15 protein-coding genes and 1 pseudogene are annotated in these 15,876 nt (G+C 36.3%); 8 read left to right on the top strand and 8 right to left on the bottom strand.

Going from position 1 to position 15,876, the window contains the following annotated elements:
- Positions 1-102 precede the first annotated feature (102 nt).
- Positions 103-699 (top strand): TetR/AcrR family transcriptional regulator, encoded by a 597-nt coding sequence (locus ACZ5N5_RS06330; protein ID WP_109983293.1) that lies wholly within the window; start codon positions 103-105, stop codon positions 697-699.
- Positions 700-719: 20 nt separating this feature from the next.
- Entirely contained in the window at positions 720-1,319 is a 600-nt protein-coding gene (locus tag ACZ5N5_RS06325) for a hypothetical protein (protein ID WP_054789292.1), read from the top strand.
- Positions 1,320-1,404: 85 nt separating this feature from the next.
- Here the strand turns inward: ACZ5N5_RS06325 and ACZ5N5_RS06320 are convergent, their stop codons facing one another.
- Positions 1,405-2,820: an aminotransferase-like domain-containing protein gene (locus ACZ5N5_RS06320; protein WP_054789291.1), complete on the bottom strand. Its 1,416-nt coding sequence runs from the start codon at positions 2,818-2,820 to the stop codon at positions 1,405-1,407.
- Positions 2,821-2,961: 141 nt separating this feature from the next.
- On the opposite strand from ACZ5N5_RS06320, the gene ACZ5N5_RS06315 reads away from it, so the two are divergent.
- Together ACZ5N5_RS06315 and ACZ5N5_RS06310 are read left to right on the top strand one after the other, a co-directional pair.
- Positions 2,962-3,885: a DMT family transporter gene (locus ACZ5N5_RS06315; RefSeq protein WP_464373755.1), complete on the top strand. Its 924-nt coding sequence runs from the start codon at positions 2,962-2,964 to the stop codon at positions 3,883-3,885.
- A 589-nt stretch (positions 3,886-4,474) separates the two neighbouring features.
- A pseudogene (locus tag ACZ5N5_RS06310) lies at positions 4,475-5,788 on the top strand (ISL3 family transposase).
- Between the two features lie 86 nt (positions 5,789-5,874).
- Here the strand turns inward: ACZ5N5_RS06310 and ACZ5N5_RS06305 are convergent.
- The 4 genes from ACZ5N5_RS06305 to ACZ5N5_RS06290 all read right to left on the bottom strand — a co-directional run bounded on the left by ACZ5N5_RS06305 (position 5,875) and on the right by ACZ5N5_RS06290 (position 9,796).
- A complete protein-coding gene (locus tag ACZ5N5_RS06305; protein WP_054789290.1) occupies positions 5,875-6,600 on the bottom strand; it encodes a hypothetical protein in 726 nt (241 codons plus the stop codon).
- A gap of 16 nt (positions 6,601-6,616) precedes the next feature.
- Positions 6,617-7,456, bottom strand: a complete 840-nt coding sequence (locus ACZ5N5_RS06300) for a hypothetical protein (protein WP_109983296.1) — start codon at positions 7,454-7,456, stop codon at positions 6,617-6,619.
- Between the two features lie 462 nt (positions 7,457-7,918).
- Positions 7,919-8,398 carry an IS200/IS605 family transposase gene (gene tnpA, locus ACZ5N5_RS06295; RefSeq protein ID WP_109983297.1) on the bottom strand — a complete coding sequence of 160 codons (480 nt, stop codon included), beginning with the start codon at positions 8,396-8,398 and terminating at the stop codon, positions 7,919-7,921.
- Between the two features lie 438 nt (positions 8,399-8,836).
- Complete coding sequence (locus tag ACZ5N5_RS06290) at positions 8,837-9,796, bottom strand: helix-turn-helix transcriptional regulator (RefSeq protein ID WP_054789362.1); 960 nt, start codon at positions 9,794-9,796, stop codon at positions 8,837-8,839.
- 109 nt (positions 9,797-9,905) lie between these two features.
- Here ACZ5N5_RS06290 and ACZ5N5_RS06285 point away from each other — a divergent pair, with 109 nt between their 5' ends.
- Together ACZ5N5_RS06285 and ACZ5N5_RS06280 are read left to right on the top strand one after the other, a co-directional pair.
- Positions 9,906-10,385 (top strand): GyrI-like domain-containing protein, encoded by a 480-nt coding sequence (locus ACZ5N5_RS06285; RefSeq protein ID WP_054789361.1) that lies wholly within the window; start codon positions 9,906-9,908, stop codon positions 10,383-10,385.
- 22 nt (positions 10,386-10,407) lie between these two features.
- On the top strand, positions 10,408-10,872 hold the full coding sequence (locus ACZ5N5_RS06280) for a hypothetical protein (RefSeq protein ID WP_054789360.1): 465 nt from the start codon (positions 10,408-10,410) through the stop codon (positions 10,870-10,872).
- Positions 10,873-11,267: 395 nt separating this feature from the next.
- Here the strand turns inward: ACZ5N5_RS06280 and ACZ5N5_RS06275 are convergent, their stop codons facing one another.
- The 3 genes from ACZ5N5_RS06275 to ACZ5N5_RS06265 form a co-directional block, all read right to left on the bottom strand.
- Positions 11,268-12,581, bottom strand: coding sequence for an IS91 family transposase (locus ACZ5N5_RS06275; protein WP_464373311.1), 1,314 nt, complete (start codon positions 12,579-12,581; stop codon positions 11,268-11,270).
- Positions 12,582-12,986: 405 nt separating this feature from the next.
- On the bottom strand, positions 12,987-13,457 hold the full coding sequence (gene tnpA / locus ACZ5N5_RS06270) for an IS200/IS605 family transposase (RefSeq protein ID WP_464373472.1): 471 nt from the start codon (positions 13,455-13,457) through the stop codon (positions 12,987-12,989).
- A gap of 239 nt (positions 13,458-13,696) precedes the next feature.
- Entirely contained in the window at positions 13,697-14,059 is a 363-nt protein-coding gene (locus tag ACZ5N5_RS06265; RefSeq protein ID WP_054789356.1) for a hypothetical protein, read from the bottom strand.
- Positions 14,060-14,291: 232 nt separating this feature from the next.
- On the opposite strand from ACZ5N5_RS06265, the gene ACZ5N5_RS06260 reads away from it, so the two are divergent.
- Entirely contained in the window at positions 14,292-14,813 is a 522-nt protein-coding gene (locus ACZ5N5_RS06260; protein ID WP_054789355.1) for a DUF4352 domain-containing protein, read from the top strand.
- 277 nt (positions 14,814-15,090) lie between these two features.
- A complete protein-coding gene (locus tag ACZ5N5_RS06255) occupies positions 15,091-15,876 on the top strand; it encodes a YcxB family protein (protein ID WP_464373471.1) in 786 nt (261 codons plus the stop codon).

The raw sequence follows: 15,876 nt of genomic DNA, 5'->3' as shown, positions 1-15,876 counted from the left end.
CTAAAACATTATAACTAAACGAATTCGAATTTTCAATGTTTTAGAGTGTTTTTATTGAAAATATCTAAAACTTTGTTTACACTACATATGAGGTGAAAGATGATGGACGGCTACGAACGACGGAAACAGCAAAAAATAAAGCAAATATTCAGCGCATCGATTGAATTATTTTTTAAGTATGGCTTTCAGAAGGTCAGCATCAATGAGATTGCGCATAAAGCAAAGGTATCTCCTGCAACGATATATAATTACTTTGGTACTAAAGAACAGCTATATACCGATTCTCTGATCAATTGGATGGACAAGCAGTTGGCACAGTATGAGGACATTCTGGATTCCGCATTGTCTTTTCCTGAAAAGACGAAAGAAATTATGCTATTGGAGGCTAAAAATCTGACAATTTTAGGGGAAGAGTTTCCGAATGCCCCCTCCCCCGAGCGGAAGGGGTTAATGCAAATGATGAATAGTTATAGTGAACGGAAAATCGTACAATTTTTCAAGAAGTTTGTCAGAATCGGAAAGCAAGAGGGCTATATCCACAAGGGCCAAACTGAGGAGATGATGCTGCAATATTTCACGATGTTCCAGAAAGAACTGTGTCGATATTGGGAAGGGTCGACTCCAGAACGGACAACTTGGAATATGGATCAATTGATGGAGCTGTTCTTCTATGGGGTAGCTGGAAGAGAATCGTCTTAGTAGAAAAAGGAGAGTAAAAAATGATAAAACCGGATAAATTGCTTGCTCGTCAACTACAGCTACAAGCTGAAGCTGATGAGATTGCTGATGAGATGCACCTTAAGCAATTGCTGCTAACAGCCGGAACACCAGTAAAAGTGGGAAGTGCAGCACTAGGTTTAATGGCATGGAGAGACCTTGATATTACGGTTGTTTGTTCTAAGTTGAGCATCGATCCAATTTCCAGAATTGCTTTGAAATTGATGTCGAATCCTCAAGTCCGGGACTTGAAATTTATCAACGATACTGGCAATTGGAACATTGATCCAACATACCCTGACGGTTATTTTCTAGGTATAACTTACGAATCCAGAATCGGAAACAAATGGGAACTAGATATTTGGTTCATAGACGAGCCAGAAAAACAGCCAGATTTATACCATATCCGGACAATGCCTGATCGTCTTACATCTGAAGCGATTATTTCTATATTAAGCATTAAAACCGTTTGGGCCCAACAAAGAGAGTATGGGAAGGAAGTAAAAAGCTTCGATATCTATACTGCTGTATTAGATAATAATGTGCGCACACCGGCCGAATTCAATCAATGGCTGAGAAGTCGCAACAACAATACTCATTAATAAAAAGATATCAAACGGAACATTCATATCTTGTAGAAAAGCATCCGTAATGGAGCAGTTTTGGACCGGTGTTTAAAAGAAGCATTTAATCATCCACATCCTTAATGATTTGACTTAACTGAAATATACCTACTTTAATTTCATTTATAGAAGCAAACCCAAAGGATAATCGTATAAACTGCCCGGATTGTTCTGCATAAATACTACCAGGATTAAGGAGAAGACCTTTGGATAATGCTTTATCAAATAACCTTTTCACTTTAAACGCAGGTTTTATTTTAATCCAAATGAAGAACCCCCCTGTTGGGACTTCCCACGTAGCATAAGAGCTTAAATGTTTGTTCAAAGCTTCTAAAGCGGTTCTTCTTCGAACTTTAAGCTGCTCTCTTACTGTTTCAAGATGTTGATCATATAATCCACTAGATAACCACTCCATTGCAACAAGCTGAGAAAACGTACTTGATCCATAATCTGATTGCATTTTTAAATCAGCTAATCGGTTTATCACTGATTCGGCGCCAACTACCCATCCAATTCGCAAACCAGGACTTAACGTTTTTGACAAACTACCAATATATAAAACACTCCCATAATAATCCATTGATTTCAATGGCTCTGGTGGTATGGTATCTATCCATAAATCACGATACACATCATCTTCAATAATGGGAAGTTGTTCCCTTTTACAGTATTCTAGGAGTTCCTCCCTTCTATTCTTCTGCATTAACGTGCCTGTAGGATTATGAAAGGTAGGAATGGTATATAGAATACTCTTTCCTTTTCCCTTCGTCTGATAAATGGAGTCTACCTTAATTCCCTTCTTATCCATTGGTATTCCCTTCAACTCCATACCCATAGATTGAAAAACAGTTAACGAATAAAGGTAAGATGGCACTTCTAAAAATACACTTGATCCTCTTTGTAAAAGTCCTATTGAAATGAGATGTAAGGCCTGAAGTGCACCTGAAACTACAAGAATGGATGATGGCGATACATCTATTCCTCTATTTTTCAGATAATCACTTACTGCTTGGCGTAACTTTAAATTCCCCTTTGGTTCTTCGTATCCAAAGGGGGTCATTTGATTCGAAACCTTTTGTAATATCGACCTCATTTCTTCTAAAGGGAAGATCTCTGGTGATAATTCTCCTTTACTTAATTGGATTAGATGATGATTAGATTCGGCTTCATTGATCTCCTGTACCGTTGAAATACTCGGTTTATGAATGCCTAAAGTGACTTTTTCATTCCAATTGGTTGAGGATTGTTCCCCCATCAAAGTCCAAGTATTATTGGTGACAATAGTCCCCATTCCTGCTTTCCCTTCTATCAGTCCGTCTGCCATTAGTTCTTCTAGTGCAGTTATGACGGTACTTCGATTGACGTCAAACATTTTAGCTAGATGACGTTGACTTGGTATGCGACTTCCTATTGTCCACTCGCCCTTAGAAATTTTGTCTTTTATGAAAACAACAATCAATTGATATTTTGGCTTTTGCATATGAACTCCTTCTTCCTAACCACTCTCTAATTGGTTGGGTTTTTTCTATTTAGCCTGTTGAAGACATTTTACCAAAGCCGTATTAAGATGAGAACAATTAGATGTGACTGGTTGGATAAAAATATGGAATGGGGTGTAATTATGACAAATCCATTAAATTTAAAACTTCCTTTTGCTCATTTGATTACCATTACTTTATGGGCCTCAGCCTTCCCTGGGATTAGAGCTGCACTGACCGCTTATTCACCTGAACATGTGTCCCTTTTGAGATTATTAATTGGATCATTAACCTTAATTCTTGTTGCGGTTATTCAAGGAATTCGTTTACCAGAATTAAAAGATGTACCGATTATTTTATTACTTGGTTTTTTAGGATTTACGGTCTATCAGACAGCGTTAAATTATGGGGAACAAACAATTAATGCAGGGGTTGCTAGTTTATTAGTTTCCACAACACCTATTTTCACAGCCTTGTTGGCGTTGCTCTTTTTTCGTGAGAAGTTAGGAATTTTAGGGTGGATTGGTTCCTTAATTGGGTTTTCTGGCGTGGCATTTATTTCTTTAGGTGGTGCAACGGAAAATTTATCATTGAATATCGGAATTATCCTAATTTTAGTTGCATCGCTTTCAGAAAGTATTTACTTTGTTTTTCAAAATGCTTATCTAAAAAAATATGGCTTTGTTACCTTTACCATGTATACGATTTGGTCAGGTACTATTTTCATGATGATATTTTTTCCTGGCCTTGGAGATGCGATTATAGATGCTCCCATAGATATAACAGTAGTAGTTATTTATCTAGGAATTTTTCCAACCGTTATTCCTTACTTTACTCTAGCGTATATTACTTCACAAACAGGTGCATCAGAAGCAACAAGTTCTCTTTATTTAACTCCTGTTACTGCTTTTCTTATAGCATGGCTCTGGCTTGGAGAACTTCCAACTACTTATGCAATAATTGGTGGGTTTATCACGTTGGTGGGAGTATTTTTGTCATATATAAAAAAACAGAATAACCAACCTACTTCTACTAGGTCTGTTGATCGATCGTGTACTAGCAAATAGAGACTGTAATGCTTGAGTTTCCCCAAACCAAGCATTCTTTCTGTAGACACTTATTCTCGTTTATTCAAATCACCTATTAACCATGTTGAACTGTTGGTGAATCAAAACTATCTACTTCTAAAGTAATTATATCTTTTATCAAGGGTACTTCAATAGCAATCAAAACCACCAGTGTGAACTGGTGGTTTGCTCTGCGGCTAAAAGCCTTTGTTACCGGCCTCGGCCTTAAAGGCCTACCGAATGGGTCTCCCTACCACATTTACTCACTGATTCTTTAAGAATCTCTTATTTCTTTTTATTTTTGGGTCTTCGGAATATATAGTGGAAAACCCAGTTTAATAGTTTAACAACAATTTAATCATAAATCGGATTATTTAGTGGAATATCATTATCCTTTATTGGTATAATTAACCTATCAAATGATAGGAGTGATGGTAATTTAGAGAGTTTAAGTTTCGTGCTTGGATAAATTTGTACTCACATTGGCATATGACAAATGAAGTACAATATGTGGATGATAAGACACTTGAATGCAATTTAAAAATTATTGGTAATATCTATCAAAATCCAGAGTTGGTTCAGGTGTAATATGAACGACTTATTATTCCTCCCAGATCTTACAGCAATCGAACCACCACAAGAGAATGAAACCGATATGATGTTTAAAGTGGAAGCAATCTATCCTCCAGAACGTTGTCCAGAATGTGGTTTTGACAAGTTATATAAGCACAGCTCACGAAAACAATTGATTATGGATTTGCCCATTCGTTTAAAGCGAGTTGGCTTACAATTGAACCGTAGACGTTATAAGTGTCGTGAGTGTGACTCGACCTTTTGGGAACGTCTTATATCCATTGACGAAAAGCGTAGTATGACCAGAAGGCTGTTAGAATCCATTGAAGAGCAATCAATGTCTAAGACCTTTGTAGAAGTCGCAGAAAGCGTTGGTGTTGACGAGAAGACCGTTAGGAACGTCTTTAAGGACTATGCGGCATTTAAAGAAAGAGAATACCAATTTGAGACTCCTAAATGGCTTGGGATAGATGAAATACACATCATTCGTAAACCTCGTCTGGTACTTACCAACGTCGAACGGAGAACTATCTATGACATCAAAAAGGATCGTAACAAGGATACAGTCATTAAACGCCTTTTAGAGATTGAAGATAGGTCTTATATCGAATACGTCACAATGGATATGTGGAAACCTTACAAAGATGCAGTGAATATCGTCCTTCCACACGCTAAAGTGGTGGTAGATAAGTTTCATGTAGTCCGTATGGCAAATCAAGCCTTGGATAGTGTTAGGAAATCTTTAAGAACTAATATGACACCAAAAGGAAGAAGAACACTTATGCGTGGTAGGTTTATACTTCTCAAACGCAGGCACGATCTAATCGACCGTGAATTGCTACTTTTAGAAACTTGGCTTGGAAATATTCCTGATTTGAAGGAAGCCTATGAACTCAAAGAAGAATTCTATAAGATATGGGATACGCCAAGTTCACAAGAAGGTGAAAAACGATATATAAATTGGCGTTAGCGTTGTGTATCCAGTAATGTTAAAGATGCTTATAAAGACCTTGTTAGAGCCGTAGACAATTGGAATGAAGAAATATTCAATCACTTTGATAAAAGACTTACTAACGCATATACAGAGTCTATAAATAGCATTATACGTCATGTTGAACGACTGGGAAAAGGATATTCTTTTGATTCTTTAAGGGCAAAAATTTTATTCAACGAAAAGCTTCATAAAAAGCGGAAACCTCGTTTTAATAAAAATGCTTTTTACGATGCTTTACCAAATATGTTTGACCACGTTACAGATCACAACGTTTCAGATAACTTTGGTATCGACTTCACCACATTTATTAAGGAGTTGGAAAAGGGAGAGCTATAAGTTCCGTTCCACCATAAATCCGAAAATCCAAGAAAAAAGCACCCTATATAAATTTCAGGGTGCTAGAAATATTATGTTACTGAACATTATTTATTAATAATTTGTACTTGCTCATGTTTATGGACATAATCTTCTGGTAAAGGAAGTTGACCATTCTCGTCCATTTTGTACTCTTTACCTTGAATTATAAATATAGTATTTTCATCATGTCCAAACTTTCTCCAGTCCTTCTCTTTCATTCCTCTACTCTCAAGATCAACTTCATGAATAACACCAGAAGGATCGATCCTATATCTTGTCGGTTTATTATTTATAGTGAAAGGCTCTTCGGTATTGATTCCCAATCTATTAAATCCTTCTAGTACTTCACTAGCTTCTCTTGCAGTATACATAATATTAATTCTTCCAGTCTCTGCAAACGTCTGTAAATGAGTTAAAAATTGCCTGTTTTTCTCTAGATGGACACGTTTCTCATCACTAATTTGATTATCGTAATGCAGTGTTTGAACGTAACTTGAATTTGAATCATTATTAAATTGATAGTTTATCAATCCATAATCTGTATCCACACTGTATACTTTGTTTTCTTCAATAGTTAAATTGTAATTTCTGTCAACCTGTAACCGTGGTGAAATAGATTTATCATTGTATTTCACTTTATTAGTTTTGGGATTATATATTTCTACATTCTTATTAGAATGAACACCATCAGTTCTCTCTATTGATTGTGAAACTGTGTTACGGAAATTTTGTTGTTGGACATTACTTTTATCAAAATAATTATTTAGTAATCTTTGAATACTAGAGACCATTTGACCTTTTCAAACCTCACTTCATCTCTATTTTATAATCTAAAGTAATCTTTGGAGTTAAAGTATAGGTAGCAGTTTCGCCTGGATAAAAGTCGGCAGAATGCCTAAATGCCCAACCCTGCTTTACCAAGATTTGATCACTCTTAGGTGCAACATCTAAATCACTAGGGCTATATAAAGGATAGGTTGCATCTATCCAATTTAAGCTAGAATTAGGTCTCAAACTTCTTTTTATACTATAAAGGCTAAGAGAAGATCGGTTAACTTCAGTACCCCCCACTGTAAAGCCTGTTAATATCGAGCCTTCAGGTATAGAATCTATGTCTGATAAATCAAAGTATTGTATCCTACTGGTAGTGTTAGTAGGTGTTAAAGACGAATTCAGAAGATTGATTTGGTACTCATTTCCATAATATAAATAAATAGGTTCCCCAACTATGACTCTTAAACTATAGGGATATTGGGTTCTCCCATCATCTGAAGGTGTGATGAATAAGTAATAGTCACCATAATTGTCAGTTGGGAATTCTACTTGTCTACTACCTTCCTCGCCAATTTCATTTCTTTGTATAATAGTATTACCATTCGAATCAGTTATCACTATGTCATAGGTTTTTTGTGATACAATAGTTAATTTCTCTGTAGGGTTCATTCCTAACTCAATTTTATAAACTCTACTGTCAGTATCTGAGTTGATTTCAGTTAGGTGATTCTTCTCCGGCATTGTTCTATCGGTCTTATCGTTTCTAGGCAATTCTATGGCATCTTCTACTTGATCCGGGGTGCTCGTATCCGCACTAATAGCAATTGGGGACATTAATAAAGTTACAAGAAATATTAAAATAAACTTTTTCATTTTGAGTACCACCTTTCAAAAATTTTGGGAATTGATTAACTTACAACTACAACAAATATAATAGTCATTATAAAGCTATAAGTAATATCCCTCCTTAAAAAGATATTATTTTTAATATCGGAAAAAATCCCATTAATTTAATAGATATAATGTACTATTTTTTATTTAATTTTTATTCAAATTTTCAATTTATATTTAGATTCGCACTAATTATACATTGCATTAGGTATTGCAACAGAAGGCTTTTGAACTAAAACTTTACTATAACTATATGGGTAGATGAATAGAAAAGTAAATTAAATGCTTTTTTTATAGTTTTTTAACTTCTAAAGTATATTGGATATTTTTTTCATAATTCATCTATAACGAAAGAGCATCTTTATGGAATTTAGTTAACTTTGGTATTCGTTTTTCCATATTTCTAAAGAAATTGAAGAAGGGTGAATTATAAGCCCTTTTCCACTATATATTCCGAAGACCCTTATTTTTTTGGCCTGTAAATGGATCAAACTCTTCGAATAAAGTTAATTGATCCGCCATATAGTCTTCTTTGAGCTGATTTCTAATGTATTCTTGTATTTGCTTCCTGTTTCTGCCCACTGTATCTACATAGAAACCTCTGCACCAAAATTTCCGATTTCCATATTTATATTTTAAATTGGCATGACGATCAAATATCATGAGACTACTTTTTCCTTTTAAATAGCCCATAAATTGGGAAACACTTAGCTTTGGCGGGATACTTACTAACATGTGTATGTGGTCTCGGCATGCATTGGCTTCGTGTATGGTAACCCCTTTCCGTTCACATAAGTCTCGGATGATTTGACCGATGCTCCTTTTATATTTTCCATAAATGATTTGTCTTCTATACTTTGGAGCGAATACAATATGGTACTTACAATTCCATGTGGTATGTGCTAAACTATTCTTGTCCTTCATTGGACACGCCTCCTTCTTTGGTGAGATTTTGTGGTCGGGAAACCAATTCAATCTTACCATGAAGTGAGGCATTTTTTATCCCTCGCTTAAAGCTTTCTGGAACCCCTGGCATAGCCAGGTGTTTTCATAGCCATTAATAAATAACCCGTAGCTGGTACTACGGGTTACAGATAAGCGATTCCCCCAGAGGGATCGGCTATTGTAATTTGGGATAGACCTCTCCTAGCTACTTGTTGGGTAAATAGGGAGGTCTATTTTCTATTGATCGGAGAAACGATCAATGCAAGTAATGCAATCAAGAACGTAGCGAAAGTATTTAAGAGGTATAAAGGGTTTATCTCGCCACGTCCTGTGGCAACACTTGCATGACCTTCATCCCGAAGGCCCTCATACATACTCATAGAGGGGGTTAGCCGATCATACTCTAAGAACTATATTCTACAAAAACAAATCCAACCTCTCTCGCACACCCTCCAAAACCTCCACAGGTATTTCCCTAACCTTCATATCTCTTCCAAGAAATAGTAACCAGTTGATCATTTCCGTCAGTTCTTCGCTATTCTTCACATCAACAAACATCCTCAAAACAGCTTCCGTCTGATAAGGGTTCGTATAAGAAATGGATGCCTTTAAAGGGTGATATTTTTTAAACTGAACGATCGCTTTTGGTCCAAGCTCCACAACAAGGTTCGCTACCTCTTCCTGCATTTTTAATTTCTCTTGTATCTTTTTCTTCCGTACTCTTTTTTTCTCCGTGTATGGCTTAACATCGATGAGATTGTCCACGGAAAAAATCTGTCTCTTTTCTTCCTCTAAATCAAAGCCTTCTATCAGCCAAATGCTTTTTTCTCGGTAAAGGTGCAAGAGATAAATTGGGTAAGAATTCATTAGCTTCTCCTCTTGAACGGTAACCCATAAATAGCTATCTGAAAGAATGCTCTGGATGAGTTGCTCTAACATAGGATGGGGTAAGTCTGACAAATCCAGTAGATCTGGATTATGGGGGTTGGTCCCTTCAAACAGTAAAATTTGATTTAATAGAACGAGGTCATCCTGCTGATTTTCCGAGATGAGACCAAGTAGTTTTTCGGCTAAGGACTGGCGACTTTTTAGGTAAGGGAGCTGTTGATTTCTTGTCGCCATAAAGGCAATAAAAAGGGCTTTGATCTCCGTATCGGTAAAGCGTACAGTTGGTAGGACAGAATTATTCATGACAGAATATCCACCAGCCCTTCCAACCTCCGCTACAAGTGGCATACCCATTGCCTCAATTTCCCTAATATCCCGAATCGCTGTCGAACGAGAAATATTAAATTCTTGCATGATTTCAGAAATGGTAAAATGTCCACGATTGTTGATATATCGCATGATGACATTAATTCGCTCCACTTTTTTCATCTCGGCCTCCTAAACAGTATCATTTTTTGACATGATTTAAGGTTATTATAAACTCATCAAATGAAATGACAAGACATTTGATAAAATTTAAAGAAGGAAGGTTTTTTATATGGCGAATTATACGTTGGAAGAAAAGAACGGTTTTACGGTTGTAGGTATCGGAACAGAGCTTAAGAGTGACTACACAGATTATGCGGGTATCAATAAGGAGAAGGAAGATTTTTGGGAGACAGTTAAACTAGACGGCAGACTTGATACATTAAAGGCTGTTGCCACCAATGACTACATTTTTGCCGTGAATGAAGCAGTAAATAATAAAATGATGTACTATGCTGGTGTCCTATCGGAACAAACATTGCCGGAAGCAACAAGGATGATCCAATTTCCTGAGGGAGAATATGTAGTGATTAAAGGGGAAGGAAATACGGCAGAAGAATTAAGCCAAACGCTTACTGGGATTGCCTTTGGTGAAGTGTTGCCAGGAGCATCAGATTTTGCTTATGTTGGTGGCCCAAATGCCACGGTTGAGATGGTGAAGAAAAATGGCATCGTTTATGGCGAAATGTGGATTCCTGTTGTGAGGAAATAAGAGGACAAAGGTGGATAAAAAAATGAGCTATATCGTTGATTTTAAAAATGTATCAACAGTTGGATTAGAATCCTCCCCTGTAGCAGAAGCGCTTGCTGGTTTACGTGCAAATGAAGCTCGTTACTTCATGAACAAATATAAACATGAATTTACGGTGGAGAAAGCCAGCGAGACTCAGGATACGCTGGATTATGTCAATCGAATTTTGAAGGAGGAACGAGATATCGAGTTTGTGGCTAAGCCTTTAGAAACATCTCGTTTCCAAGTAGAGAATATCAAAATGGCTTACGTCTTTTATGAGGATGGTCTTGCAGTCAACGTTATGTACACAGTTGATAACGCTAAGAAGCGAGCAGTTGGGTTTAAGCTCTCTGAAGGGATGGAGATTCCCGAGGAGTTAGAAGGGAAATTCAAGTTTGCGAGGCAAAAGTCTAAGCTGGCTGGAACGATACGCGGGTCGTTCTTTGTCATTAAAGGGGAATATTAGAGGAGGATAAAAGGGGTAATTGCATCATGGCATCTACAAAAATAATAGGTTGTACACACAGCACTTTTCTATGATTAGAGGTGCTGTTATTTTTTTGGTCCAGTCCACAGCCAATGATGACATAATATCAGTAAAAATTGTTAGAAATTACTGTATAACAGGGTATAATATAGATAGAAAGTCATATGATAAGAAAAACCGGGAAAGCCCGCCCGGTCCTTTGTCAAGATGAGAGGACATCCGAAAGTCTGTATTCCTGACCACGAAAGCCTTTGTAATACTCCGGATACATCTCTCCTCCGCACTTTTCACAACTAAACTGTGGGGGAACACTTGGATCTCCTCCATCCATGATATCGAAATCTCGTACCACGTCGTACGGGATTTTTTCTTCTTCATGACAAGCCAAACAATGATAGTTGACGGCTTGTTGGCTTTTGGCTGGCTGTAAATGATCTCTTCCTTTTTGTTTCTTCTGTTTTTTCTTTTTTTGGTTTTTCGGTACTCGTGAGATAACGTATCATCCTTTCTAAATAGGCTTGGGCATCTTGATTGATGGCTACTTTGATGTCTAACTGCCCGTTATCGAGACATACTTCTCCCATATATTCATAATAATTATCACAATGACGACAAACCATAGGGTCTTTCCCACCACTAGCGATTACACGCTCTCTCCATGTTTGACGACGAAGTGTCTTTTTTACTTTCAAGAGGATGCGATCCACTCTCTCCTGCCACTTTTCGATCAGCTTTCTACAGATAGATTTACTTCTGCGTGAATAGATGCCATAATGACGAATGACTTTAAATTGTTCATCCGGAATATGCCGAATGAGACACTTGATAAACTCTTCTACCATCATGGTTTCGGTTTCTTCTGCCCCTGTTTTCTTATCCATATATGTAAACGTCACAAAATCACCATCATATGCCACAATCCGGTTCAGACCAATCGCAGGTCGTCGCATATAACGACCGATATAGCGTAACTGCTCGGTTACATTTCCTCGACTTTTCGGTGCGTACACATAAAAACCATCTCCATTAGCACTATACGCCTTCTGTAATCGTCCTTGGACTTTCTTCTTTTCTTTTGGAGACAAATAAGCACGTATCATTTTTAACACAACCGTTTGCCATTGCTTTCGTAACCTTGTATAAGGAATATAGTCATACACTTTCCACGCTCCCCGTTTCGTTATCCCGCCCATGGTTACTAACATATGTACATGGGGATTGAAATTCAATGTGGAACCAAACGTATGGAGTCCAGCGATGATGCCGGGAGTTACCTTGACTTTTTCTTCAAAGAATTCACGAATCAATCGTACCCCTTCGTCCATTAATGGTTTTAACAACTCTCGGTGCAACAAGAATATATCTCGTAAATCTTCATCGATCGTGAGAATCACATGGCGATGGTTCACTTGGTACACATCTTCGCTTAATAAACGACTCCACTCTTCACTTTCCCCCACAGCACAAGTCGTACAGAAGCGTCCTTTACATCGATAGGGAACGTGCTTTGTCTCATGGCAACCTTCACAAACAAAGAGCTTGAATCCTTTTTTCATATCTCCACAATCTCTAAATTTTTCTACCTCCTTGATCACGACAGGGCGGATTCTATCGCCATACATTTGCTTGAAGGTTTTCCAATGTTGATAATCATCAAATAGCATTTCTTTTAGTATATTTGTCTCCATATAACCACCTTATCATAGTTCAAAATCCTATGGTACCGCGGATTATATACTTTCTTTACTTAGAACAAAAGCGCAGAGCGCCTGCTTAGAAACGTAGCGGCTGAAGCGAAGAAACTGAGATAAAGGAATCACGGTGAGTATACGAACCGATGATGACTTATCATAGGGCGCTTTCGGGAAGTCGCCTAGTTTCTGGCGCTCGGAGCTGGACGTGGCTATTCATGGTTCTATATGTTTATCCACAACCTAAAATTTTATAATTTCCTAAGCAATAATCAAAACCACCAGTATGAACTGGTGGTTTGCTCTGCGGCTGAAAGCCTTTGTTACCGGTCTCGGCCTTAAAGGCCCACCGAACGGGTCTCCCTTTTGCACCACATTCACTAACTGATTCTAAAGAATCTTCTATTTCTTCTTATTTTTTTGGCCTGTAAACGGATCATACTCTTCGAATAATGTTAATTGATCACCCATAAAGTCTTCTTTAAGCTGATTTCTAATGTATTCTTGTATTTGCCTTCTATTTCTACCCACTGTATCAGCATAGAAACCTCGGCACCAAAACTTTCTATTGCCATATCTGTATTTTAAATTGGCATACCGATCAAAAATCATCAAACTACTTTTACCTTTTAAATATCCCATAAATTGTGACACACTTTTCTTTGGTGGAATACTTACCAACATGTGTATGTGATCAGGACAGGCATTAGCTTCATGAATGGTTATACCTTTCCTTTTACATAAATCTCGAATAATTTGACCTATACTCTTTTTATACTTTCCATAAATGATTTGCCTTCTGTACTTTGGTGCGAAGACGATATGATACTTACAATTCCACACTGTGTGTGCTAAACTATTCTTGTTCTTCATTGGACACGCCTCCTTCTTAGCTGAGATTTAGTTGTCGGGAAACCAACTTTATCTTACGATGAACAGAGGCTTTTTTTGACCCCACGCTAAAAGCTTTCCGGAACCCCTGGCACAGCCAGTTAAAAAAACAGGCTGTGCCAGGGGTTTCCATAACCAGTAAAAATAATCCACTCTTGCGGTAGAAGAGTGGATTAGAAAGAGAGGCCTACTTTAATGGGAGTTTAATTAATATAATGTTGTTATCTATACACGCGAAATGCACCTGTTCTCATATCATACTTCAATGTTCGCTTATAAGGTGGTTGATCGCGATAAAATTTTGCCCTAACATAGTATTGACCAGGCAATTTATTATACAGATAAAATTTTGGAGTAAAGTGGTTTCCATAAGAAACAAAACCTGTCTTAGTATCTACTACTTTGGCTCCAGTAGATGGGTTAATAAATACCAACATACATTCTACATAATATGATGTTTGCATATAATTATGTGATATATCAAAATCAATTGATGTTGCACCTTTATAATAGGTGTTAGCATCTGTCTCTCCCCAAATATATGGTGAATAGATCAGACTATAATCACGTCTAAAACCTGCCATCGTGTATCTCCTCCTTTTTATTTTATGGGCCTCCCTTCAACGATAAGTATTTATCGTTAAATTCATTGTAAATAAAAATTTTAATTAAAATGTATTAAGTAAATATAACTATTATTAATTAGATGTAAGGAAAAAATCCTATAAATGTATTTATATATATACCTGTAACTGCAGACATGTTAGAATAAGGAATTGAAGATATTAAATCCCAAAATATAGGAGTTTGCTAATAATGAAAAAGATTCTTATTACGTTAATAATTATGAGTATTTGTTTATTATCAGCTTGTAGACAAGAAGATATATCTTCAGAAAAGAATAATAAGGAAGATGAAACAGAAGAAATTTCAACTGCTATTCAATCAAATGTATTATTACCAGGTGAGGCTTACAAAGATAAAGATAAAATAGTGACGATGCATACAGCTTACTCCGAGATGATAGGTAGCTCGGATGATCCTGATAACAATTTCTCCATTTCAGCTATTATTACTGTTGAAAATGTAAGCAGTGAAACACCGTTGAACGTTACTACCCTGTCTTATAGGCTAAATGAAGAAGATAATACTTATCAAGGAGAGATTTTATCTGACAAAAATCCTTCAGATACTAATTTAGCACCTGGTGATAAAATAACGTTAAATATCACTTTTAAAGTTCCCTTAATACAAGATAAATACATGTTTGAAGTAGATAGCTTTGACTCACCTAGTATTACACCATGGTTAATTAATGATTTGAATAAATTCAACTAAGTAGCTTTCTTATAATTTAGATAAATATTAACACCCTTTTAATTTACTTTGGGAAGTAAAAATTTAAAGGTAATTTTAAGATGCTGTAAATAACAGAAGATAAAGGTTAGGAAATTCTGATTATCCTTATTTTTTTTCAAATTGTGACATCAGTGAATTTTAAAAGTGAGGCGAGACTATTTTGGAGTTTCACTATACGCTACAATCTAAAGATTATTGGAGTTACCAAAAACATGTCAGATTATATTCTATTAAACTAAGTCGCATATATAGATTAATGTATATTTTTTACACAATAGTCTTCTTCATCCTATTTACCATTAGTGCGTGGAATGTAGAAAGTGTTAATTCGCTAAATATTGCTTACGCCCTGTTTCAAGGGTTTTTCTGGTCTGTCATTGTTGCCCCCATTGTTTTTAAAAGTACCTATTACTTAAAAAGCCGAAGTGCTAGACTGGTTCTAGAAAAAAACCATTTCTTTGGTGATCGTAATATTGCTTTAAATAAAAAGGGGCTGACTATTACATCTTCCTACAATAATGAAGTATCTTTTTATTATTGGAAAGACTTCATTAGAGTATATCAAGATGGTTCACATTATTTTCTGTATTCTACTGATAAACAAGCAATTATTATACCTAAAAGCTCATCGAAACTACATACCCAATTACAATCACACGTTAAAATTCAGTCCTCACAGGTCAATAAAAAAGGTTACTTTTCAAAAATTCGAATTATTTTACTTATACTTTATTTACTATTATTTATCTCATCAAGATATGAAAATTGGACAGATCCACTCAACCCTATACAAAAAGAAACAGAAGAGCTTTTTATAGATTTTAATGACGCTAGCTCTAATTTGCAAATTAAACAGTCAGTGACACAAGAGAAAATTGATCGACTATATGACCGTTTAAAGTCGGTACCAGAAACCAAAGAAAATTTATATCAAAAATTAAAGATATCCAGTTGGATTCAAGAAGCAGAAAAACAACTATACAAGGAATTGCCTCCTGAACAAACAGAGTTTTTAGTGGTGAAAGTGAACACTGGAAAATAG

The sequence above is a fragment of the Gracilibacillus sp. JCM 18966 genome, assembly GCF_055392695.1.
The sequence above is the reverse complement of the archived record's forward strand: the minus strand, read 5'-3'. Positions and strand labels throughout refer to the sequence as shown.